This window comes from Bradyrhizobium sp. CCGUVB1N3 (assembly GCF_024199925.1).
In the GTDB taxonomy this organism is placed as follows: Bacteria; Pseudomonadota; Alphaproteobacteria; order Rhizobiales; family Xanthobacteraceae; genus Bradyrhizobium.
This window is the reverse complement of record NZ_JANADR010000001.1, coordinates 9,229,197-9,249,982: the sequence shown is the minus strand read 5'-3', so window position 1 is coordinate 9,249,982 and position 20,786 is coordinate 9,229,197. Positions and strand designations below refer to the sequence as shown.

The following is a 20,786-nucleotide window of genomic DNA, read 5'->3' as shown; positions in this document are numbered from 1 at the left end:
TCGGCTCGCAGCTTTTAAGCTTTCTTGCTGAGCAGACTGACCGAGCCGCCGAAGACGCCGGGCCGCCCCGTCCGGCCGCCCGCTTCCTGCGACGCCACTACTAGCGCACCCCGAACCCAGGGCCGTCACACCGGTCGGAAGTGACAGCAATTGCGCATGACAAAGCTTCGCGCGAACGACGTGCATTCATGTCTCCAGGAAACTGCGAATATCGATTCCAGATCGATTAAGCTATTGGAATGTCAGTTGGAACCCACCGAGGCAGATCAGGCGGGCCTGTTTACCAACGTGCGCCAGGCAGTACAATCAATCGCGCGCAGATTGTTGGTAATATTATACCTACACGATCAACTGCTCGATTGCACTCGACCGGGACCTGCCAGTTGACGGGGGCTTCTGTCGTCGCCCCAAGTCATGCTCGTGAACGCACGCCTCTCGGCCGCAGTCATGTTCTGGAATGCGCGGGTCTGGTTGTCTTTGACGAGAAGATTGTGCTGGTCTCCAAGGCGAAATGTACCGCTATCGCCCCATTCCTCCATCGCGTACACGCGCCCGTTAGCCCCCACCACCACCGCTTTCATGCCACGCCGAAGAATTTGCTGTGTAAGCCCGTCCGGACCGTTCTCAAACAAGTATGAATCGTTTTTAGTTTCGATCGAATCGGGCAGCACATCGAGAAAGAGCTTCCGTTCAATCATGAAAGCATTCGTTCTGATGTGTGGGTTTGGGAACACCTTCATGTCCTTCAGGCGCGCCAGCGCGCCGCCGGGTCCGATCTGATTGGCCCAGTATGTTTCGAACCTGTCATCCAGCGTTTGGTCGCAATTGGCGCGCGACGATCGCGCGGAGAAATAGGAAATTGCGATAGACATCAGTTTGGTCGCCAACCATTTCGGTAGGCGCCGTCTGATCGCCTGCAGCAATCGTAGCGTGCCGGCCGGATTTGGAATCCCCTTGTTCTGAAACAGCCACCACCCCTTTTGAACGTGCTTCATGCTACTAAGAGGGCTCTCATAGGAACCGGTGGCTCCGGCGATTCCGACCTCCGTATCGGCAAATGCCGAATCAAGCTTGCGCAGCCAGCCGTCCGCCACGATCTCCGAAAATGTGTTGAGGAAAACCACGCGACGATGCGGAAGCTGGGCCGCAGCCTCGGCATAGGCAGCGATATCGAAGCCGTCGTCCGACAGTGACACGGAATGGGGAAATGCACGCGCCAAGCTTTGGTCGAGCGCGGTTTTCCGAGACGGGAAACCTTTTCGGATAACCACACGATCATGCGCAATCCCGGGCGAATGGCGCTCGAAGGACTCGATGAAGTTCATGACCGGTCTGGTTCCTTCAGCGTAGCGCGCCAGATAGATGACGGCCAAGTCGCTGATGAATGTCGACTCCTGTCGCGGCACGACGCTGTCCTTGCCGGTGAATCTGCGAAACATCATGGATGAGAGTTACGAGACGAGAAAATAGGCCTCACGCATCCTCGGCGAAGTCTCTAACGTCTCACCGATAAGCGCGCTTTCCCAGAGCCGCGCCAAGACGCGCCAGCCGATCTCTATCTGCAAAGCCCGGCGGAATCCAGAGTTGCCTCCAGTTTGCTGCCGACAGCTCAACGCCGACGTGAGCACCGTAGGTAGGCGAGCCTGCCCGGATATCGACGGCCACATCGAAGATGGCGGCGCGCAGACGTCACGGGAAAATCATCCCATAACAATAGGTTACGCGCGTCGGCGCGCCAGAACTATGTGGCACCCGACGTCAACGGTAGAGACGAGACATGGCGGGCTTGATACCGCGCGGTGATGGAAGAGCGCCCGCGCTTCGTTGCCCAGCTTCTGGATGGATCATGGCAAAAGACGCGTCATTCCTGGCCACAGCACCGGGCTGAGACACGCTTATACCGAGAATGTAGAGGCCATCGCGTAAGCGTCATATCCGTCCGAAAATGGCGCCAACATAAATCGCTATCGTCTCAGTCGCGTTCTGACGATACACGCCCGAACGCCACAACAGCCGCATCCGATCGGCCAATTTGCTTCGTCGTGCGAGCGCAAAGTCGTCAAGCGTTGCCAAAGCCGACGGTGTGAACAAGCCCCTGATGGCTCCAAGAGCCGTGAGGCTCACGTCATTCCAGCCCCTCCAACGTCCACTTCCAAAGGCCATCGTCCGAGTCATACGCTGACGTATGCCTCTGTTCGATCCGATTAGATTTTGCGAATGCTGACGATATCTCACAGCTGGCAAGGGATCATAGAATGCACTTCCACCCGCTGCCGTCACCAGCTGGTAGGTCCACCAATCATGCGCGATCAGGCTTACGGTCTTGGGTGTCTGTGCAAGCAAAGCCCTCGCTGGCCTATTCATAACCATCGTATTCCCGCCCCCGATATTCTGCACGAGGGCATTTTGAAAGCTCGGTGGGCGGCAGAATAACGGCGAAAAACCAATTGGTTTCCCGACCTCATCAATCAGCTCTGTTCTTGCGAAGTAGAGGCCCGGCCTCTCTTGCCCGGCCTTTTCGAACCAATTGGTCGCCCTCTCAAGCTTTTCAGGCAACCAAACGTCATCCTGATCGCAATACGCAAACAGATCACCCTGCGCTTGGCCTGTTTGGCTTACAAGCCAAAGGAAGTTCTTCCAAAAACCTTGCTGCGGTCCTTTGATTATGGTGACTTTCTGGGATACCGCCTGCGCAAAATGATGAACGATCTCGCGCGTCTGATCCGTGGAGCCATCGTCCGAAACAATAAGCTCCCAGTTTGCATGCGTTTGCGAGGCCAACGACTGTAGCTGCTCCTCGATATGTTCCGAACCGTTGTACGTCGCCATCAGAATGATAATTTTCTGGCCCTGAGACCTCATTTCAGTTGCATCTCACATTCTTAAGATCACTATCGCAAGTTGCGTCAAGTCTCTTGGCTCCAGCACTTAGTCTGAACAAGCGATTCGCCCGATGCCCACTCAACCTACGCTTGAACTCGCATTCGCTGGCAAAATGTCATACTTCGGCAAGCCTGAAAAGCACCTTAGCATTCTGGTCGGGCTCCACATCGCGATCTGCTGCATCTCACTCTTCGTAATCGCAAGAGGAACTCCCGCTATAGACGCTGACGTCTTCCACATTCATTTCCGACTTGATGCGCTATGGATCGCATTGCTGGCAGTCACACTGTTTTCAGTCATGGGCGGTCTATTTGTCTTCTGCCCTTTCTCCATAGGCTATTTCGTCGGCTTTTACTTTTTCAGCATGACATCGTGCTTTCTGTGGCTGACCTGTTTCAGCGAGTTTCCGTACAATCATTTGGTCGCTGGCTGGTCGGTTGCGATCTCTTGCTTTGCATTTTTGCTTCCTGCGCTCCTGCTGGGCAGGCCGTTGAAACATTCCTTGGAGGTCTCGATCACAACCTTTGATCGCATCGTCACTCTTACGATTTGCCTGGCCGCAATCGTTATCGCGTCAGGAGCCTACTACAATTTTTCTATCCCTCTCACGGGGGGGTTCGACGACGCCCGCGAGGCGATCTTAGTTCCAAGGCCGATAGGCTATCTGGCCTGGATCAGCTCTAGCTCACTCCTGCCATTTGCCTTTGCGTATTCTCTGGTGCGCCGGTGGTACAGGCGTTTTGTCATCGTGGTCTTGCTGCAGCTCCTGCTTTTCCCGGTCACCTTGACTAAGACCGCTCTGTTTACTCCGCTTTGGCTTACGTTTCTTCAGCTGCTGTCAGCAAGGACATCTCCGAGAAATGCGGTTGTACTCTCGTTGCTTCTACCGATGGGCTTCGGCCTTCTTCTTTTGCCTCTAGGATTCACTGCTGCCGGTTTGCCGTTCTCGACTGTAAATTTTCGTATGCTCGCGATCCCGGCACTCGCGATGGACATTTACAACGATTTTTTTTCGCGCCACGAGCTCACTCACTTCTGTCAGGTCTCACTCCTAAAGACCATGTTGGCTTGTCCCTACAGAGACCAGCTTTCGATCGTCATGCACAATGAGTACCACCTGGGCCACTTCAATGCCTCCTTGTTTGCAACGGAGGGTATTGCATCAGTTGGCCTGTGGCTCGCCCCTGTTTCAGCATTCGTTTGCGGCGTAATCGTCTCGTTTGCAAATCGAGTTTCGGCCAGCCTGCCAAACACCTTTATCTTGGTTTCGGGCGGTATGCTCCCGCAGGTTTTGCTCAACGTCCCGCTTTCCGTGGCCATTTTGACGCACGGTGCAGCTCTCCTGTGTGTGCTCTGGTACTTAACACCTCGGCAACTGTTCGTATCCAGTGGCACAGACCCGCGAAGCCAGGGCTCAACGCGGCTAGCGCCGTGATTGAATAGGAGCCGAAGGCTGCCATTGAGGATGAAACACCTGCGGGCTCCTCAACCCTGTCGTTCACAGGCAACCTATCCGCATGAAATTTCTTTTCTGCATCATCAGTAATGCGCGATCCAACTTGAACTTAAGCTCGAGCGGGCCGTTTTGCTGGCGCTCGCGACGCCCTTAGCTGAGCGTCCTCGTAGAGCTCCCGGACGACCATTGGAACGCCTCCGCCGACGTATCCAATTGTCAGCAGCCTTGGAAGCGCGCCTTGCCGTCGCAGACCGCGGGCACCCTATCCCGCTCCTCTGCGAGTAGCGTCTTGAACAAGCCCCACAAAATCTGCGACAAATTTCCTCGCCCGCTCATCAACATTTGACTGCACATCTCGAACGATTGCTGGCGGCGGGGCGTCGGCAACTTTCCGCATCAGATCAGCCAACTCTTGGGCATTATCTGCGCCGAAATATCGCGCCTCACCACCGGTCTGCTCGCGATGAACCTCGAGGTCAGACAGAAGCATCGGGACACCGAATGACTTTGCTTCCTCGACCGTGGTGCTCCACCCCTCGCAGCGCGACGGATTGATCAGCGCCGTCGACGCGCGCAACAGCGCGTAGACATGATCCAGGGGGATCATGCCGAGATGGCGAAAATTCGCGCCGAGACCGCGTGCCTCGACCTGCGCCATTATGCCGTCGAAATAGTCGGGCTCGCGCGGATCGTAGGTGCTGCCGGAAGCCGCGACGACGGCGTCGAATCCGCGTCGCTTGAGCAGATCGAGCGCATCGATGACGAGCTGATGGTTCTTGTGCCGCCAGAACTGGTTCGGCAAGTAGAAGAATCGCCGGGGCAACTGATGTTGCGCGAGAACATCGAGCGGGTTCGTTGCCAGCAGATCCGGCGGCGGCTCGGTGGCGAAGCGCACGACCGAGACCCCGTTTCGCAGGCCGGGATAGAATTTTCTGAGATCGCCAAGCGCGCTCGCGCTGCTCAGCATGATGTGCCGGCCCGACGCGATCTGGACCCGGAAGCCGAGATCGCGCCGCCAATAAGCGGCGCGCGAAAAGAGATTCGGCAGCAGCCGGTGCTGAAAATCGGGGAACCACGCGATCGCCGGAAACGGCAGGCGCCAACCGAAGAACCGCGCGGACTCGAACACCATGTCGATGTTGCGATCGCGGAACAGCGCGGACGCGGGCGCATCGAGTCCGAAGGCGAGCGCGCGGAAGAGATGGCCGCCCGCACGATCGAACACCGGCGAGCGGACCACCTCAACGCCCGGAATCCGCGTGAAGGCCGCGATCTCGTCATCATCATCCGTCCGGCCCGCAAACAGGACCGGTGTGATCGCGCCGGGACGATGCCGGTTCAAGACCTCGAACAGATTACGTTGATAGTTATATCCCCCCGCCCACAGACGCCTGGGAATATTGGTGAAAGCGACCCGCAGCGCCGCTTGTTCAGTCACGATCCTGACCCTTGAACCAGTCCACGTAGTCGGCGAGCCCGCGCTCGAGCGGAATCCGCCAGTCGAATTTCATCTCGCCGAGACGTCGGTGATCGGCGAGCAGGCTCGCAGGATCGCCCGGTCGCGCAATACCGGAATAGCGGACGACGGCGCTGCTTCCCCAGTTCCTGACCAGTTGACCGGCGATTTCGGCCACGCTCGCTCCCACCCCGGAGCCTCCATTGACCACGCAAAGACCGTCCGGTTGCGGGCTTTCCCCGATCCACACCAGCAATCGGACGACGTCGCGCACGTCGGTCCAGTCCCGGATTTCAGCTCCCGTCCCGCCCAGCGTCAGCACAGGCTCGTCAGCCTTCAGCCGTGAGCAGATGTCCCAAAGCAATTGCTTGCGCAGGTTCGGTCCGTAGACCGAGAACAAGCGCACGACGGCACAGCCTATTCCATAGCTGCGCGCGTAGCTTCTGCACAGCTGCTCCATCATCAGCTTATGCTCGCCATAGGGCGACATCGGCGTCGGCGTCGCATCCTCGGAGATCGGGCCGACATGGTCCGCGCCATAGACCGCCGCGCTCGAGGCCACGACCAGCCGGCATTGGGGCGCAAAGCCGCGCAGCCATTCCAGGAGGCGGGCCGTGCTGGTCACGGTTCGGGAAAAGTCCTCAAAGGGTCGCTCGATCGACAGCCCGACGGAAGAGCCGCCCGCGAGATGAAAGACCTGCGAGGGCGGCCCATGCGCGGCCGCAAGCATGTTCAGGTTGGCCGCATCGACCTCGCCATTGGTCCAGGTCTGCAGACCGAGCCGGCGCGCTTCGGATGGGTCGAGCGCACCGTGCCCGACGCCATGAATGGCACTGCCGGTCTTCGCCAGCTCACGAACGAGATGGCGGCCGATGAACCCGTTAGCGCCTGTGACCCAGATGGACATCGAACTTTCTTATGCTCAACTGGCCGCATTCCGAACGGCAAACCGGATCGGCTGCCGATCTGATGCCTTGCTGATTGTCTCATCGCTCATCCGGAGACAACTCCCTGACGACGGTTGCGGGATTTCCGGCAACAATCGCGTAGGCCGGAACGTCCTTGGTGACAACCGCTCCCGCGGCTACGATCCCGCCCTCCCCAATCGTCACGCCGCGCATGACCATCGCGCCGGCGCCGATCCAGGCGTCATCGCTTATCTTAATTGGACGATCATCAAGAAAAACCATTCTGGGGTGGCCCGTCGAAAAAATCTGCCTGGCCTGCTCGTGCCGCTCGCTAGCCTTGATTGGATGCGAGAGATTGTCGAATATATTCACTGAATGTGAGATCAGGACCCGATTGCCAATTTGGATCGACGCCCCCGACCAAATCCGCGTCCCCACGCCCACGTAACACCATTCTCCAATTGATATCCGGCCGCCGTGACCAAGAATCATCAGTTCGCCCCTGATATGCGAATAGGGGCCGATGACGATCTGGTCGCTATCGCCAAGCGCGTTTCTGATCCTCGCGCAGTGAGCCAGAAAAGCACCCTCTTGCAAACGGCAGGTGGCACGCCCGATGAGCCGCTGGGCGAGCAAATGGAGATTAATCCCGTCTATGAATCTTGCGCAGTGGAGCGCAAGGCCGGCGAGGCTGGACATCTAGGTTTCCTCTTATATGGCGCCGACGCCTCCGCCCGAAAGTGCACAGGACACCTCCCAAAAATCAGGCTTCGATCTTCAATGGACGACATTCGAAGCGATGCGTCAAATGGCTAGAGACGCGCTACGATAGTCTGAAAGAGGCCCCACTGACGCGCCTTAGTGTGGACTTCATTGACTCGAATTCGACCGTTCGTGGCTATTGGCCGTACATCGGTCCAGTCGGAGATAGCTCGCTCGATCTGCTCAAGACAACTCTTCTCATCGTGATAGACCAGCATCGTTTCGTCGGCGACCATTCCCGCGGGATAGTGGCCAGCGTCCGAAACCAGCAGCGCACCACATCCCATGGCTTCGAAGCAGCGCATGTTGCCGCGATCCTGGCCTGCCATGTCGATCGCCCCATTGAGGACGATCTTGGATCGTCCGATCAACTCGTAGAGCTCTCTTCCAAAGACCGGCGGCTTAGCGATCCCCGCAACTATCTTCGGACGCCGATGCTTCTGGAGCGGCAGTAGGTGGCCGATCGAACTCTCCGCAAGTCTTGTCAAACGCGACGAGTCAAGACAATAGACGATCTGTCGGCTTCCGGCGAGAGCAGCAACCTTCTCGAGCGTTCTTGCTCGCGCCGAATGGTGCCGTGAGTAGCCGCCGACAAACAGCACGTCGATGGGGCGCTCATCCTGCACGTACTCGCTCATTGCAGGATCTATTGCAGGCGAAAACCATTCCGCCCGGCACCCCTTGTCGCGCCATGACTGTAGAATCGACGGGAAATTTCCGAGCACCGCACCATAGGCCCTCAGGTCTGCGTTTCCCGACGGCGCCGCACGCCAACAGAGTGTCTTCTTCACGCAGCCAGGCAGCTTGCGAACAAAGGAACTCGGAAAAGCGACTGGATCGAGGTTGTAGAGCACCTCGGTTCTGTGGTCCTCGATCTGTGCGAGCAGAATGTCCTCCGGCGCTGCTCCCGGGCGGACACCATGTTCGCGTGCCCACCGGCCTTGTAGACGGCTATCGTTGGCGCAGGTCAAAAACGCACTTGCATCACCGTCGAGCACAGGCTGCAGAAAATGAAGCGCGCCGAACCGATCGTGCAGAAACACATCGCGCCGTTCATGAAAGCTCAAGCCTTGTGATGCCAGACGATCCAGGCGCGTGAGGTAGGACGGAGTGAGACCGCAGTTCTGAAACACCCGCATAACTAAGCGTACCTTGCCAGCGTCCACTTCATATTGAGATACGGCCAGATCCGGCCGGCCGCCTCCCAGTCCCACGCCTTGGCCGCGGTCAAGCGGCCGACCGTCGCGGACAGGCTGGCTTCATCGACCAACTCGGCGAATGCCGGCACCTTGCGCTCGAGCGAGGCTGCGATCCAGCCGGCGAGCGGGCCGTTGAGCCACTCCGGCATCGGCGAATTGAAGCCGACCTTACGCCGCGCGGTCCGGATCTGCTCCGGCATCAGGTTGGCCATCGCCCGTCGCGCGACGGCCTTGGTGTAGCCGTCCGACAGCTTGCTCGATTCCGGCAGAGCCATCGTATAGGTCACCAGGTGCCAGTCCATGAACGGCATGCGAACCTCGATGCCGTGCGCCATCGAAAGGCGATCGAAGTTGCGCAGAATGGTGGGCAGCACCGTGCTGTGGAACATGCGGTAGAGCCTGCGATTCAAGGCGCCCCATTCGCGCGGCAGCTCGTCGTCTTCGGCGACCAGCGGCAGCTCGTCGGGAATGTTCAACAGACCGCCGCGCAGGAAGTAGTGTCCCCGGGCCCTGACCGTCAACGCCCGCACGAGATCGACGCCGCGCCGCGCCAGCGCCGAGCGGGAGGCAAGGTCGGCCGCAGCATTCCGTATTCGGAAGGCGCCCGCTTGTCCGTCCTGCAGATATGCGCCCATCAGCTCGTCCGCGCCGTGACCATCCAGCGACACCGTCACGTCGTGGCGTCTCAGCTCCCGGTAGATCAGCCACGCGGCGCTGGGCAGGCCGACATAGACGTCGTCATTGTCGTCCAGGATCTGGTCGATATCGGTCAGTGCATCTCCGCGCCCGATTTCAAGGAACGTGGGCGCGACGCTGGCCCAGGCGGCCGCGACCTCGGCCATCGGCCGTTCGTCGTTCGCGGCACCCGGGAACGTCGCCACGAAGGCGTGCCGCCATGCCGTGCTGTCGCGCGGTCCCATGCCGGCCCTCTCATGCGCCGCCATCGCGCAAATCACCGCTGAGGAATCAAAGCCTCCGGACAAGCACGTTCCGATCGGGACATCGCTGCGCATCCGCAAGGCCACGGCGTCCTGGAACAACTCGCGAAAGCGCTCCACGCGCCCGGCTTCGGTGCGCGGTATGTCCGGCAGATGGTCAACGGTCCGCCACCAGCGCCGGACGTCCACCCTGCCATGGCGCAGCCACATGCAGTGGCCGGCCTGGAGCCGGCGGACGTTGCGGAACAGCGTCCGTTCGCTACCCTCGACGCCGAACGCATCGAGCAGCATGCGCGACGCCACATCGGTGTCGATCGACGCATCGATCAATCCGCTCCGCGCCAGCGCACGCTGCTCGGACGCGAAGACGAATCGTTCGGGCGACAGGGCATACAACAGCGGCTTGATGCCGAAGCGATCACGCGCCAGAAACAAATCGCCGCTGATGGTGTCGAAGATCGCCAGCGCCCACATGCCGTTGAAACGCAGCAGCATATCCTCGCGCCAGGCCTGCCAGGCCGCGAGGATCACCTCGGTGTCGGACCGGCTGCGGAAGGTGGCGCCCCGTTCCTCGAGTTCGCGGCGCAACTCGAGGAAATTGTAAATCTCACCGTTGTAGACGATGACGTGGCGACCATCGGCGGACATCATCGGTTGATAACCGCCCTGGCCGGGGTCGATGATCGCCAAGCGACGGTGGCCGAACGCGAGGCTTCCGTCCGCGCTCGACCAGATGCCTTCACCGAAGGGCCCCCGATGCGCGAGCAGGTCCGTCAACCGCTTGATGTCGGCCGGCGCGACGGCATTGCCGCGAAAGTCCAATATGCCGGCAATTCCGCACATTCCCTAGACCGCCTTGATCGGGATGAAACGGGCGACGACGGCGCGAAGGTCGCGCCAGCAGACGGCGCGATAGGGACCAAGCTGCGATGCGGCGACCGCGGCGACAAAGATGGTCGCAGCCGACAGTGACGCCACGCCGCCGACATACCACCATGCCGGTGCGGACTCGAATGCGATGCGATCGAACCCATGGCGGAGCACCAGCGCCGCCAGGATTCCGACACCGAGCGGCATCAGCATGAAGTGGAGCACGCGTGACCACATACCGGCAATCTTGATACTAGACCGCACCACGAGGACCGTTGCAATCATTTGCGCGATCATACCGACGCAGGCGCTCCAGCCCGCGGCTTGCCAGCCGAAACGCGGCAGCGCGATGAGGCTTGTCGTGAGGGTAACGACGCCGGTGCAGAGCGCGATCAGCGCATTGGCGCGGGATCGTCCCTGCGCCAGCAAATAAAATGCAAGGACGTTTGCGCTCGATCCCAAAATTCCGGCGACCGACAGCACCACAAGCACCCTCTCGCCTTCGGCCGCGACCTCGGCACCCGTCCACAGGTGCAGCAGCGGCCCGGCGACAGGAATGAGCCCGCCGAGCGCGCTCGCGGCCAGCACGTTGAGGATCCAGGACGAGCGGAGCAGCAGATCGACCTTGCGGTCCTCCGCCTCCTTTTGCAGCGAGCTGAAGAACGGAAACAGGGTTTCGCCGATTTTCAGGACCCCGATATAGACAGCCTCCTCGAGACGCTGGGCGACGCCATAGAACCCCACGAATTGCGGCTGCAGGAGTGCGCCGAGGAGATAACGGTCTGCCTGCGCGGCAAATAGCGCACCACCCTGAGCCGCCAATTGCCAGCCACCCAGACGAACCAGCCTTCGCAGCGCGCCGCGATGAACCGCCGGTCGCGCCAACCAATCTCCGATCGCATGGCGCGACCAGCCAAGTGCCGCGAGCAGGCTCGCCGCAAAGCCCAACGCCTGACAGCCGAGAAATGTCGATGCATGCGGTGCGGACGGGACGAGGAGCAGCATGGATGCGGTCGCTGTAACCGTACTGATGATGCTGATCGAGGCAATCCGCCGATAATCCTGGCGGGCCGTGAACAACGTGAGAAGAACCGCCGACAGACTTTGGCACAGCCAGCCGAAGCTCGCCAATGCAAAGGCGCGCTCGAGATCGTCGGCGACCGGTCCGCTGAGATGGAATCCAAACCGCGCGAGCGGCGCGCCGGCCAAACCATAGAAAGCCGCAATCGGGGTGCCTGCACCGATTGCCAGCGCCATGGCGGTTGCAAACAACCTTCGCGCATCGGCGCGATCGGACGGCGCCAATCGCTGTGCGAGTTCGCGCGCGGTCGACATCGCCAGCGAATTGCTGAACACCAGTGCCGGCGCGATGCAGGCCGTGACCAGCCCTGCGACGCCGAATGAAGCCGGGCCGAGGCGAAGCACGACGAACGGCAGGATGGCAAGATTGAGAGCTACCGCCACCACGAACGCAATCGCGTTCCAAGCAGAATTTCCGAGCAGATCGGGCGGACTTTTACTCACACGATTTCCAACCATTTGGCCATGCTTGGCCGTGCTCGATAGTCAGTCGATTTCCAGCAATGGAGCACACGATTTCGGGTGACTGGACAGGGCCTTGAAAGCGCCTATTAAGGCGGTTGAACAGCTTAAGCAATGGCATGAAGCCGGGGGTCGGACCAGTCAGGCCGCGAGCACGTCGCTGGCCCGGAAATGCAGGAACGCCGGAATGAGCAGCAACTGCCGGCTCAGGCTCAGGACCATCTGAACGAGATTCACCCTGCTTGACCGTTACCACGCACGGCTGAACGGAGCTCAATGACGAGCCGAAGCGCGATACACCCTGACGCATGCGGATCACTTCCTGGTCGGTGCGGTCCATGAGGATCGCAACGGCGTCGCCCTCACCGACCACGGCCCCGCCAGGACGAGCGGCAGCGAGGGCGAGCATGGTCCCGCGATCCCGCATTGCGTTGGCTTGAACCTTTTCCCTATGGCACCCCACAAAGTCAGGGGATCAGCTGAAGGAAGAAAGCAGTGAGCATGTTGAGCGTGGGACTGATTGGCACCGCCGGCTTTATCGGAGTTGCCATCCTGCTCGGCTACTGTCTGGCGAAGCTTAACGTCGATCTCTGATATGCTTGGGTCAGAACACCCCGGCTCGCTCGCCCAGCGACCATGCGGCAAGCGTGAGCACCAGCAAGATGACGATCTTTGGCGAGAGCCAGGCGCCATCTTGAAGCTGCCCTTGCCTTTCCCCGTGTAGTCGCAGCGCGATCGTACCCACGCTCGAAGCCGCGGCGATGGCCAAGACCCAGAACGCCAGCCTATCGTAACCCGCTACCAGGTCGGAGACCGCCAACAGGCCAAGAGCCCAGTCCATCCTTCTCGCCTAACACGCGCACGGAAGAGAAATTCTCGTTGACGTAGAGAATATTTCGACTGAGGCGACATTAAGCCGACCACGACGCCCCTTTTTTCAGCAATTTCGTCAACTCAACTGACCAGTTGATAGCCGTGACCGCCGACGATATCGACGAGCCTATTCAACGGATTCGAGAAACCGTGATCTGCATCGAGCCGACTTGCTGGATGCTCCTTCAGCCTTATTGTGGATCCAAGATCATCCTCTTGGAGCCTTTCCAAATGCCCTTCCCGCATGCCTCACAGGCCCTGTCGCGCTTTACCGTGCTCGATCTGACCCGCGTCCGGTCCGGTCCCACTTGCGTGCGACAGCTCGCGGACTGGGGCGCCAACGTCATCAAGATCGACGCCCTCACCGAGGATGTCGGCGGCGAGCAGCCGGGCGGACCACGGCATGGGGCGGACTTCCAGAACTTGCACCGCAACAAGCGGGCGATGACGCTCAATCTGAAGGACCCGAGGGGGCTCGAGGCGTTCAAGCGCCTCGCCGCCAAGGCCGACGTCGTGGTCGAGAATTTCCGCCCCGACGTGAAGAAGAAGCTCGGCATCGACTATGAGAGCCTGCGCGCGATCAACCCGCGCCTGGTCTATGGCAGCATCTCCGGCTTCGGCCAGGACGGCCCCTACCACAAGCGGCCGGGCTTCGATCAGATCGCGCAGGGCATGGGCGGGCTGATGTCGATCACAGGGGCGCCGGGCGCCGGTCCGATGCGGGTGGGTATTCCCGTCGCCGATCTCACCGCCGGGCTGTTCTGTGCCATCGGCATTCTCACCGCGCTGCTCGAGCGTGACGTCTCAGGCGAGGGCCAGTGGGTGCAGACCTCGCTGTTGCAGGCACAGATCTTCATGCTCGACTTCCAGGCCGCACGCTGGCTGATGGAGAAGGACGTCGCCAAGCAGGCCGGCAACAATCATCCGACCAGCATTCCGACCGGCGTATTCAAAACCTCCGACGGCTACATCAACATCGCCACCACCGGCGGACGGATCTGGGAGCGCTGCGCGCAGGCGATCGGCGCGCCCGAGCTCGTCGCCAATCCGGACTACGCGACAGCACCTGCACGCTCGAAGAACCGCGATGCGCTCAACGCCGCGATCGAGAAGCGCACGGTGGCGAAATCGACGGAGACCTGGGTCAGGGAGCTGAATGAGGCCGGCGTGCCCTGCGGGCCGATCTATTCAATCGACCAGATGTTCGACGATGCGCAGGTCAGGCATCTCGGCATCGCGCAGGACGTACCGAACGCGGAGAACCGTCACATCCGCCTGGTTGGCCAGCCCGTCACGTTGTCGCGCACGCCGAGCACGATGGTGGCGCGGCCGCCGGAATTCGGCGAGCAGACCGACGAGGTACTCGCCGAATTCGGCTTCGATGCCGACGAGATCGCGCAGCTCAGGGCCGTCAAGGTGGTGTAGCCGTCAGCGCCACGCCAACGCGGCAAAAAGAAACCCGGCACGGATGCCGGGCTTCAGACTCAAATTGAGAGACAGGGCTCAGTATTTCGCGACCACCGGTCCGCCGCCGAACTGGTAGTTCACACCGACGCGGAGGATATTGTCTCTGAAGCCAGAGGAGTAAGAGGCACCTGCGTTGGTCCGGACCGGAACCAGGATGGTCGTCGCGATCGGTCCGGCGCTGACCGAGCCGAGATCCATGTAGAGATATTCAAGCTTCGCGGTCCAGTTGCTGCTGATCTTGCCCTCGATGCCCGCGCCCGCCGTCCAGCCAACGCGAGTGGACGAGGTCCCCGGGAAAGCCACGGTAACAGGCACACCGCCCACATTGTTTCCGGTAATGCTGCCGCCGGTGTCGAACCCGCCATAGGCAAGACCGCCAGTGCCGTAAAGCAGGACGCTCGGAGTCACCAGGACGCCGACGCGGCCCCGCACAGTGCCAAACCAGGTCAGCTTCTGAGTCAGCACGGACGTGATGTTGGTCCCGTCGTTGTTGCAGCCAACACAGACGAGGTTGCTGGAGCCCTTCTCGCCGCTCCCCTGGATGTCAGCTTCAAGACCAAAGAGCCAGTTCTGGGCCTGCCAATTGTATCCAATCTGGCCACCACCGATGACGCCGTTGACATTGTTGCTCGACGTCCCCGTGAACAGCGCTGCCCCGGTGGCGAGATTCGAAATGGTTTCAGAGTTGCTCGCTCTTCCCCAGCTATAACCGACATTGCCGCCGATATAGAAGCCCGTCCAGCCGTAGACGGCCGCAGCGACCGGGGGAGCCTTGACGTAGGGCTTAGGCGCCAGATCGGCCGCCATCGCGCCCGTGGCGAACAGCGAAACCACCGCCGCCATTCCAATTACAAACCGTTTCATAAAAAGCCTCCAAAGAACGGGATGGAGGAATACCCTGGCGGTTCCCGGAAGGCTGTCACGTTCGAGCAACATCGGGGAACAATCGACCCGACGCCAGTTTGAGGGTTAAGATGCAATGAACGTTGTATGTCCTTGGTTTTGCATCATTTTTCTTGCTCCGCCCCATCATAAGTGGCTGGGTTCTTTTTCCGTATCATTCGGACACCCCCGAGCAATTTGTCGATCACCGGCCAGAACAGCAGGAGAATCGCCAGCGTGGTGATCGAGCCGACCAGCCCGTTCGACCAGAATACCCTGAGGTCGCCACCAGCACCGATCATCGACAGGCGGAAGGCGTCCTCTGCGCGGTTGCCGAGCACAAGCGCAAGCGTGAAGGGCGCCAGGGGAATGCCGATCTTCTTGAAGACGTAGCCGACGACGCCAAAGCCCAGCATGAGCCAGATGTCGAACATCGCGTTCTGGATGGCGTAGGCACCGATCGCGCAGGACACCACGATCATCGGCGCGACCGCGGCGAACGGCACGCGCAGGATCGAGGCGAAGATCGGCACCGTGGTCAGCACCAGCGCGAGGCCGACGACATTGCCGAGATACATCGAGGCGATCAGGCCCCAGACGAAATCCTTGTGCTCGACGAACAACAGCGGCCCCGGATTGAGGCCCCACACCATCAACCCGCCAAGCAGGATCGCCGCCGTTCCCGAACCGGGAATGCCGAGCGCGAGCATCGGCAGCAGCGCCGAGGTGCCGGAGGCGTGCGCGGCCGTTTCTGGCGCGAACACGCCTTCGATACGCCCCTTGCCAAAGCTTTGGGGGTCCTTGGCGAAGCGTTTGGCGAGATTGTAGCCCATGAAGGAAGCTGCGATCGCGCCGCCCGGCGTGATGCCGAGCCAGCAGCCGATGAAGGAGGATCGTAGCAGCGTCACCCAGTATTTCGGCAGATCCTTCCATACCGACAGCACGACGCGCAGCGAGATGCTCGCGGCGTGCCCGCGCAGGGCCAGCCGCTCCTCCATCGTCAGGAGGATCTCGCTGATGCCGAAGAGCCCGATGACGGCGACGAGGAAGTTGATGCCACGGAGCAGCTCGGCGGAGCCGAACGTCATGCGCAATTGGCCGGACACGGTGTCCATGCCGATTCCGGCGAGCAAAAGGCCGAGCGACATCGAAATGACGGTCTTGTGCTTGGCCTCGCGGCCGAGGCCGACGAAGGAGCAGAACGTCAGGAGGTACACCGCGAAGAACTCGGGCGGACCGAATTTGAGCGCGAAGGACGAGATCAGCGGCGCGAGGAACGTGATCAGCAGCACCGCGACCAGCGAGCCGATGAAGGAGGAGGTAAACGCCGCGGTGAGTGCTTCCGCCGCCCTGCCCTGCTGCGCCATCGGGTAGCCGTCGAAGGTGGTCGCCACCGACCAGGCTTCGCCGGGGATGTTGAACAGGATCGAGGTGATGGCGCCGCCGAACAGCGCGCCCCAGTAGATGCAGGACAGCATCACGATGGCCGAAGTCGGGTCCATCGTGAAGGTCAGCGGCAGCAGGATGGCGACGCCGTTGGGGCCGCCGAGCCCCGGCAGCACACCGACGAAGATGCCGAGCACGAGCCCGACCATCATCAGGGCCAGCGTCTTCCAGGTGAGCAGGACGGCAAAGCCGTGGACGAGGAGACCGAACGCTTCCATCGCAACCGACCCTAGAAGCCGAAGGCCGCTTCGAGCGGCCCCTTCGGCATGATGACGTCGAAGGCGATGTCGAAGGTGACGAACATGATCGCCGTGAACACAAGAGCGGTGAGCAGCGACTTCCACAGCGCAATCTTCCCGATCAGCCGCATGAAGCCCGCGACCAGGAGGAAGCTCGCGACATAGAGCCCGAGGAACTGCGTCACCAGGCAGAACAGAAGCGTCGGTGCGAACACCGCCATCACGCGACGCGCCTGCGCGCGGGTGACGAAGGGCTCGCTCGCGGCATGCCGCGCTAGCAGCGCCGCGACGAGGCCATAGAGGCTTCCGCCGGCGAGGATGACGCACAGATAGAACGGGAAGTAGCCGGGCTCGGGCCCGGTCGAATCCCAGGAAATGCCGGTGCGCCAGTTGTCGAAGCCGAGCGTGATCGCAAGTGCGAGCAGAAGCAGAGAGACGACGATCTCGATCGTTCCCGTCGCAACGACGGCAGGTGAATTTTCGTCCGGAGCCGTCGGATCATCGACGACGATTTCAAGATCGGTTTGCGACATGAGAACCGGTTCTTTCCCTCTGTCCGCTTGCCGGGAGAAGGTTAGGGTGAGGGGGAGTCTCCACGGGGACAGTGAGAATTGGACTCGCCGAGAGTCCCCCTCACCCGGAATTCAAGCTCCGCTTGAATTCCGACCTCTCCCCGCCAGCGGGGCGAGGTGAAGGAAGTCATTTCGCAACGAAACCCGCTTCCGTCATCAGCGACTTGTTCAGCGCGTCGTCCTCCTCGAGGAACTGCACCATGTCCTTGCCGGTGAGGAAGATCGGCTTGAGCGCCTGCTTCTCCATGTAATCCCTGTATTCCGGAGTCTGCGTCACCTTCTGGAAGAGGTCGGCGTAGAAGGCCTGCTGCTCCGCCGTGACCTTGCCGGGCAAGAACATCGCGCGCAGCATCAGGTACTGGATGTCCAGCCCCTCCTCCTTGCAGGTCGGGATGTCGTGCCAGGACTGCGTCTCCGTCACCTTGCTGGTGTAGGAGATGCGCTCCTTGTCGAATACGCAGAGCGCTCGCACCTGTCCCGCGCGCCAGACTTCGAGATTTTCGCTTGGGTTGTTGACGTTGGATTCGGTGTGGTTGCCGACGAGCTGGGTCGCGGCCTCTCCGCCCGATTTGTAGGGCAGATAAGAAAATTTCGCGCCGGTCTTCTGCTCGAGGAAGACGGTCAGCACGTGATCTTCGCGCTTGGAGCCGGTGCCGCCCATCTTGAACGGGGAGCTTGCGGCCTTCGCCGCCTCGATGAACTCCTTCACCGACTTCGGCCCCGCCGCGTTGTCCCACAGCACGAACTGGTCGAGCGCGATCACCGAGACCGGCGTCAGCTCGCGCCAGTTGAACGGGATCTTCGCCGAGAGCGGCAGCATGTAGATCAGCGAGTAGGCGATCAGCACCTTGTTCGGATCGCCCTCGCTGGACTTCATGTACATCAAGGCTTCGGCGCCGGAGGCACCACCCTTGAGCGACACCACCATCGGCTGCTTCATCAGATTATTCTTCTGGATCGCAGCCTGCATCATGCGCGCCATCTGGTCGGAGGCGCCGCCCGCACCGGCTGCAACCACGATCTCGACCGGCTTGGTCGGCTCCCAGCCGGCCATGGCCGGCGGGCTTAACAACAGGGCCGCAGCAGCTCCGACGGCCTTCACTGGAATTCGCACGAGCTTCGTCCCTTGCTTCTTATTGGCTTTGTGATGCCGGGGGTTATGCACTCATTGTGCGGACTAATAGCGCCGAGTTCAAGCAGACCTGCGACCCGCCACATATGACTTTCGGCTGAGGTGCGCGAGCCGGCGCGCCGGTCCTACTTGCCCTTCCAGTTCGGCGCACGCTTGTTCAGGAAGGCATCCATGCCTTCGCGAAAATCTTCGCTCATATAGGCCTTGAGGATCAGATCCTCGCCCTCCTCGCGCGACAGCGTGCGGCGGATGCGACGCACGGCCTCCTTGGTCGCTTCCAGCGTCAGCGGCGCGTGGCTTGCGACGAGCTTGGCGGTCTCGTCGGCGCGGCGCTGAAGCGTTTCGACGTCAGGCACGACCTCGTTGAGCAGACCGAGCGCCAGCGCCTCCGGCGCCTCGACGAGGCGCGCCTTGAAGATCAGGTCCTTGGTGCGGGCAGGTCCCACCAGCGAGACGACGCGGCTGATGTTCGACATCGACAGGCAGTTGCCGAGCGTGCGCGCGATCGGAAAGCCGATGCGGGTGGATTCCGTGCCGATGCGGATATCGCAGCAGGCCGCAATCCCCGCGCCGCCGCCGGTACAGGCCCCCGCGATCGCCGCGATGACGGGGACGCGGCACTGCTCCAGCGTGCCGAGCACGCGATCGATCCGCGCCTCGTAGTCGAGCGCATCCTGCGCGGTCTTGAAGGCGCGGAACTGCGAGATGTCGGTACCCGAGGCGAACGCCTTGTCGCCGGCGCCGGTCAGGATCAGCGCCTTGATCGAGCGATCGGCGTTGATGGCAAGGCAGATCTCCGCCATGCGCTCATACATGGCGAAGGTCAGCGCGTTGCGCGCCTGCGGACGGTTGAAGGTGATGCGCGCAATGCCGTCCGTGACGGAGTAGAGCAGGTCTTCACTGGCAGTCACGGGTGCGTTCATCGCGCGCTCTCTTTCTTCACTTCACTCAAGTTGGATCAGGCGACTTGAGCCTTGGTCATCGGCACCACGTCGCGTCCCTTGAGGACATCCATGGCCGCCAGCACGCCGCCGCTCCGATGCGGGACCTTCGCAAGATCCAGGCCCATCTCGACGCCGGACAGCGTGCCCATCAGCATCAGATCGTTGAAATGGCCGATATGGCCGATGCGGAACACCTTGCCCTTGACCTTGTTCAGCCCGGTGCCGAGCGACATGTCGAAATTCTCCAGCACCACCTTGCGGAAATTGTCGGCGTCATGGCCCTCCGGCACGCGCACGCCCGTGAGCGCCGGCGAGTGCGCGTTGGGATCGGCGCACTGCGTCTCCAGGCCCCAGACCTTGATCGCGGCGCGCGTCGCGGCGCTATGGCGCTTGTGGCGGGTCCAGACGTTCTCGAGCCCCTCCTCTTCCAGCATCTTGACCGCCTCGCGCAGGCCGAAGAGCAGGTTGGTCGCGGGCGTATAGGGGAAGGTGCCGGCCTTGTTGAAGGCGATGACCTCCTGCCAGTCCCAATAGGAGCGCATGCCGGGATTGCTTTTCGCTACGGCCAGCGCCTTCTCGGAGACGGCGTTGAAGCCAAGGCCCGGCGGCAACATCAGGCCCTTCTGTGAGCCTGCGACCGAGACATCGATACCCCAGGCATCGTGCTCATATTCCATCGAGCCGAGGCCCGAGATGGTATCGACCATCAGCAACGCCGGGTGCTTCACGCGGTCGAGGATCTTGCGCACCTCCGAGGGCGGCGTCACGCAACCGGTTGAGGTCTCGTTATGCACGACGCAGACGGCCTTGATCTTGTGCTGCTTGTCGGCGGACAGCCGCTGTTCGATCTCGGCCAGATCGGCGCCATGGCGCCAATCGCCCGGGATGAAGTCGACGTCGAGCTTGAACTTGTCGGCAATGCCGCGCCACAGCACGGCGAACTGGCCGGTCTCGCACATCAAAACCTTGTCGCCGGGCGAGAGCACATTAACCATCGCCGCTTCCCAGGCGCCGGTTCCGGAGGAGGGATAGATGATCACGGGCTGCTTGGTCCGGAACACCCGCTGCATCGCGGCAAGGACGGCAAAACCGATCTCGGCGAACTCCGGACCGCGGTGGTCCAGCGTCGGCATGTCCATGGCCCGCAGCACCCGGTCGGGCACGTTGGTCGGTCCTGGAATCTGGAGAAAATGCCTTCCAGTGTGCACGGTCATAGG

18 protein-coding genes and 1 pseudogene are annotated in these 20,786 nt (G+C 61.2%); 2 read left to right on the top strand and 17 right to left on the bottom strand.

From position 1 onward, the window contains the following. Positions 1-347 precede the first annotated feature (347 nt). The 3 genes and pseudogenes from NLM33_RS43695 to NLM33_RS43685 all read right to left on the bottom strand — a co-directional run bounded on the left by NLM33_RS43695 (position 348) and on the right by NLM33_RS43685 (position 2,829). Entirely contained in the window at positions 348-1,442 is a 1,095-nt protein-coding gene (locus NLM33_RS43695) for a hypothetical protein (RefSeq protein WP_254104679.1), read from the bottom strand. Positions 1,443-1,560: 118 nt separating this feature from the next. Continuing rightward, a pseudogene (locus NLM33_RS43690) lies at positions 1,561-1,683 on the bottom strand (dTDP-4-dehydrorhamnose 3,5-epimerase family protein); the annotation flags it as partial. A gap of 246 nt (positions 1,684-1,929) precedes the next feature. Beyond that, positions 1,930-2,829 carry a glycosyltransferase family 2 protein gene (locus NLM33_RS43685; RefSeq protein ID WP_254104678.1) on the bottom strand — a complete coding sequence of 300 codons (900 nt, stop codon included), beginning with the start codon at positions 2,827-2,829 and terminating at the stop codon, positions 1,930-1,932. Positions 2,830-2,953: 124 nt separating this feature from the next. Here NLM33_RS43685 and NLM33_RS43680 point away from each other — a divergent pair, with 124 nt between their 5' ends. Then, positions 2,954-4,318 (top strand): hypothetical protein, encoded by a 1,365-nt coding sequence (locus NLM33_RS43680; RefSeq protein WP_254104677.1) that lies wholly within the window; start codon positions 2,954-2,956, stop codon positions 4,316-4,318. Between the two features lie 283 nt (positions 4,319-4,601). On the opposite strand, the gene NLM33_RS43675 is transcribed toward NLM33_RS43680, so the two are convergent. The 8 genes from NLM33_RS43675 to NLM33_RS43640 form a co-directional block, all read right to left on the bottom strand. Beyond that, complete coding sequence (locus NLM33_RS43675; protein ID WP_254104672.1) at positions 4,602-5,777, bottom strand: glycosyltransferase family 1 protein; 1,176 nt, start codon at positions 5,775-5,777, stop codon at positions 4,602-4,604. Then, positions 5,770-6,702, bottom strand: a complete 933-nt coding sequence (locus NLM33_RS43670) for an NAD(P)-dependent oxidoreductase (RefSeq protein WP_254104670.1) — start codon at positions 6,700-6,702, stop codon at positions 5,770-5,772. Before NLM33_RS43670 ends, NLM33_RS43675 begins: the two co-directional genes overlap by 8 nt. Positions 6,703-6,781: 79 nt before the next feature. Further along, positions 6,782-7,402 (bottom strand): DapH/DapD/GlmU-related protein, encoded by a 621-nt coding sequence (locus NLM33_RS43665; protein WP_254104667.1) that lies wholly within the window; start codon positions 7,400-7,402, stop codon positions 6,782-6,784. A gap of 113 nt (positions 7,403-7,515) precedes the next feature. Continuing rightward, the gene (locus NLM33_RS43660; RefSeq protein WP_254104665.1) at positions 7,516-8,604 is read right to left on the bottom strand and encodes a glycosyltransferase; all 1,089 of its coding nucleotides are present in this window, start codon (positions 8,602-8,604) and stop codon (positions 7,516-7,518) included. 2 nt (positions 8,605-8,606) lie between these two features. After that, on the bottom strand, positions 8,607-10,445 hold the full coding sequence (gene asnB / locus NLM33_RS43655; RefSeq protein ID WP_254104663.1) for an asparagine synthase (glutamine-hydrolyzing): 1,839 nt from the start codon (positions 10,443-10,445) through the stop codon (positions 8,607-8,609). A gap of 3 nt (positions 10,446-10,448) precedes the next feature. Next, complete coding sequence (locus tag NLM33_RS43650) at positions 10,449-11,996, bottom strand: lipopolysaccharide biosynthesis protein (RefSeq protein WP_254104661.1); 1,548 nt, start codon at positions 11,994-11,996, stop codon at positions 10,449-10,451. Continuing rightward, positions 11,989-12,423, bottom strand: coding sequence for a hypothetical protein (locus tag NLM33_RS43645; RefSeq protein ID WP_254104659.1), 435 nt, complete (start codon positions 12,421-12,423; stop codon positions 11,989-11,991). The genes NLM33_RS43650 and NLM33_RS43645 overlap by 8 nt, the downstream gene beginning before the upstream one ends. 195 nt (positions 12,424-12,618) lie before the next feature. Continuing rightward, entirely contained in the window at positions 12,619-12,855 is a 237-nt protein-coding gene (locus tag NLM33_RS43640; protein WP_254104657.1) for a hypothetical protein, read from the bottom strand. Positions 12,856-13,118: 263 nt separating this feature from the next. Between NLM33_RS43640 and NLM33_RS43635 the strand changes: the two genes are divergently transcribed. After that, on the top strand, positions 13,119-14,312 hold the full coding sequence (locus NLM33_RS43635; RefSeq protein WP_254104655.1) for a CaiB/BaiF CoA-transferase family protein: 1,194 nt from the start codon (positions 13,119-13,121) through the stop codon (positions 14,310-14,312). A 78-nt stretch (positions 14,313-14,390) separates the two neighbouring features. Here the strand turns inward: NLM33_RS43635 and NLM33_RS43630 are convergent, their stop codons facing one another. The 6 genes from NLM33_RS43630 to NLM33_RS43605 all read right to left on the bottom strand — a co-directional run bounded on the left by NLM33_RS43630 (position 14,391) and on the right by NLM33_RS43605 (position 20,783). Continuing rightward, positions 14,391-15,218 carry an outer membrane protein gene (locus tag NLM33_RS43630; protein ID WP_254104653.1) on the bottom strand — a complete coding sequence of 276 codons (828 nt, stop codon included), beginning with the start codon at positions 15,216-15,218 and terminating at the stop codon, positions 14,391-14,393. 143 nt (positions 15,219-15,361) lie between these two features. Further along, positions 15,362-16,900 carry a tripartite tricarboxylate transporter permease gene (locus NLM33_RS43625; protein ID WP_254104651.1) on the bottom strand — a complete coding sequence of 513 codons (1,539 nt, stop codon included), beginning with the start codon at positions 16,898-16,900 and terminating at the stop codon, positions 15,362-15,364. A gap of 11 nt (positions 16,901-16,911) precedes the next feature. Then, positions 16,912-17,454: a tripartite tricarboxylate transporter TctB family protein gene (locus tag NLM33_RS43620; RefSeq protein WP_254104646.1), complete on the bottom strand. Its 543-nt coding sequence runs from the start codon at positions 17,452-17,454 to the stop codon at positions 16,912-16,914. Positions 17,455-17,620: 166 nt separating this feature from the next. Beyond that, positions 17,621-18,547 (bottom strand): tripartite tricarboxylate transporter substrate binding protein, encoded by a 927-nt coding sequence (locus NLM33_RS43615; protein ID WP_254106155.1) that lies wholly within the window; start codon positions 18,545-18,547, stop codon positions 17,621-17,623. Positions 18,548-18,750: 203 nt separating this feature from the next. Beyond that, the gene (locus NLM33_RS43610; protein ID WP_254104644.1) at positions 18,751-19,548 is read right to left on the bottom strand and encodes an enoyl-CoA hydratase/isomerase family protein; all 798 of its coding nucleotides are present in this window, start codon (positions 19,546-19,548) and stop codon (positions 18,751-18,753) included. 35 nt (positions 19,549-19,583) lie between these two features. Further along, a complete protein-coding gene (locus NLM33_RS43605) occupies positions 19,584-20,783 on the bottom strand; it encodes an alanine--glyoxylate aminotransferase family protein (protein WP_254104642.1) in 1,200 nt (399 codons plus the stop codon). Between the last annotated feature and the right edge of the window lie 3 nt (positions 20,784-20,786).

Bases quoted from the DNA above. Each gene is read 5' to 3' on its own strand.
- NLM33_RS43695 (WP_254104679.1), bottom strand. From the start codon at position 1,442: ATGATGTTTCGCAGATTCACCGGCAAGGACAGCGTCGTGCCGCGACAG.
- NLM33_RS43685 (WP_254104678.1), bottom strand. From the start codon at position 2,829: ATGGCGACGTACAACGGTTCGGAACATATCGAGGAGCAGCTACAGTCG.
- NLM33_RS43680 (WP_254104677.1), top strand. From the start codon at position 2,954: ATGCCCACTCAACCTACGCTTGAACTCGCATTCGCTGGCAAAATGTCA.
- NLM33_RS43670 (WP_254104670.1), bottom strand. From the start codon at position 6,702: ATGTCCATCTGGGTCACAGGCGCTAACGGGTTCATCGGCCGCCATCTC.
- NLM33_RS43665 (WP_254104667.1), bottom strand. From the start codon at position 7,402: ATGTCCAGCCTCGCCGGCCTTGCGCTCCACTGCGCAAGATTCATAGAC.
- NLM33_RS43660 (WP_254104665.1), bottom strand. From the start codon at position 8,604: ATGCGGGTGTTTCAGAACTGCGGTCTCACTCCGTCCTACCTCACGCGC.
- asnB (WP_254104663.1), bottom strand. From the start codon at position 10,445: ATGTGCGGAATTGCCGGCATATTGGACTTTCGCGGCAATGCCGTCGCG.
- NLM33_RS43645 (WP_254104659.1), bottom strand. From the start codon at position 12,423: ATGCTCGCCCTCGCTGCCGCTCGTCCTGGCGGGGCCGTGGTCGGTGAG.
- NLM33_RS43640 (WP_254104657.1), bottom strand. From the start codon at position 12,855: ATGGACTGGGCTCTTGGCCTGTTGGCGGTCTCCGACCTGGTAGCGGGT.
- NLM33_RS43635 (WP_254104655.1), top strand. From the start codon at position 13,119: ATGCCCTTCCCGCATGCCTCACAGGCCCTGTCGCGCTTTACCGTGCTC.
- NLM33_RS43630 (WP_254104653.1), bottom strand. From the start codon at position 15,218: ATGAAACGGTTTGTAATTGGAATGGCGGCGGTGGTTTCGCTGTTCGCC.
- NLM33_RS43625 (WP_254104651.1), bottom strand. From the start codon at position 16,900: ATGGAAGCGTTCGGTCTCCTCGTCCACGGCTTTGCCGTCCTGCTCACC.
- NLM33_RS43620 (WP_254104646.1), bottom strand. From the start codon at position 17,454: ATGTCGCAAACCGATCTTGAAATCGTCGTCGATGATCCGACGGCTCCG.
- NLM33_RS43615 (WP_254106155.1), bottom strand. From the start codon at position 18,547: ATGGCCGGCTGGGAGCCGACCAAGCCGGTCGAGATCGTGGTTGCAGCC.
- NLM33_RS43610 (WP_254104644.1), bottom strand. From the start codon at position 19,548: ATGAACGCACCCGTGACTGCCAGTGAAGACCTGCTCTACTCCGTCACG.
- NLM33_RS43605 (WP_254104642.1), bottom strand. From the start codon at position 20,783: ATGACCGTGCACACTGGAAGGCATTTTCTCCAGATTCCAGGACCGACC.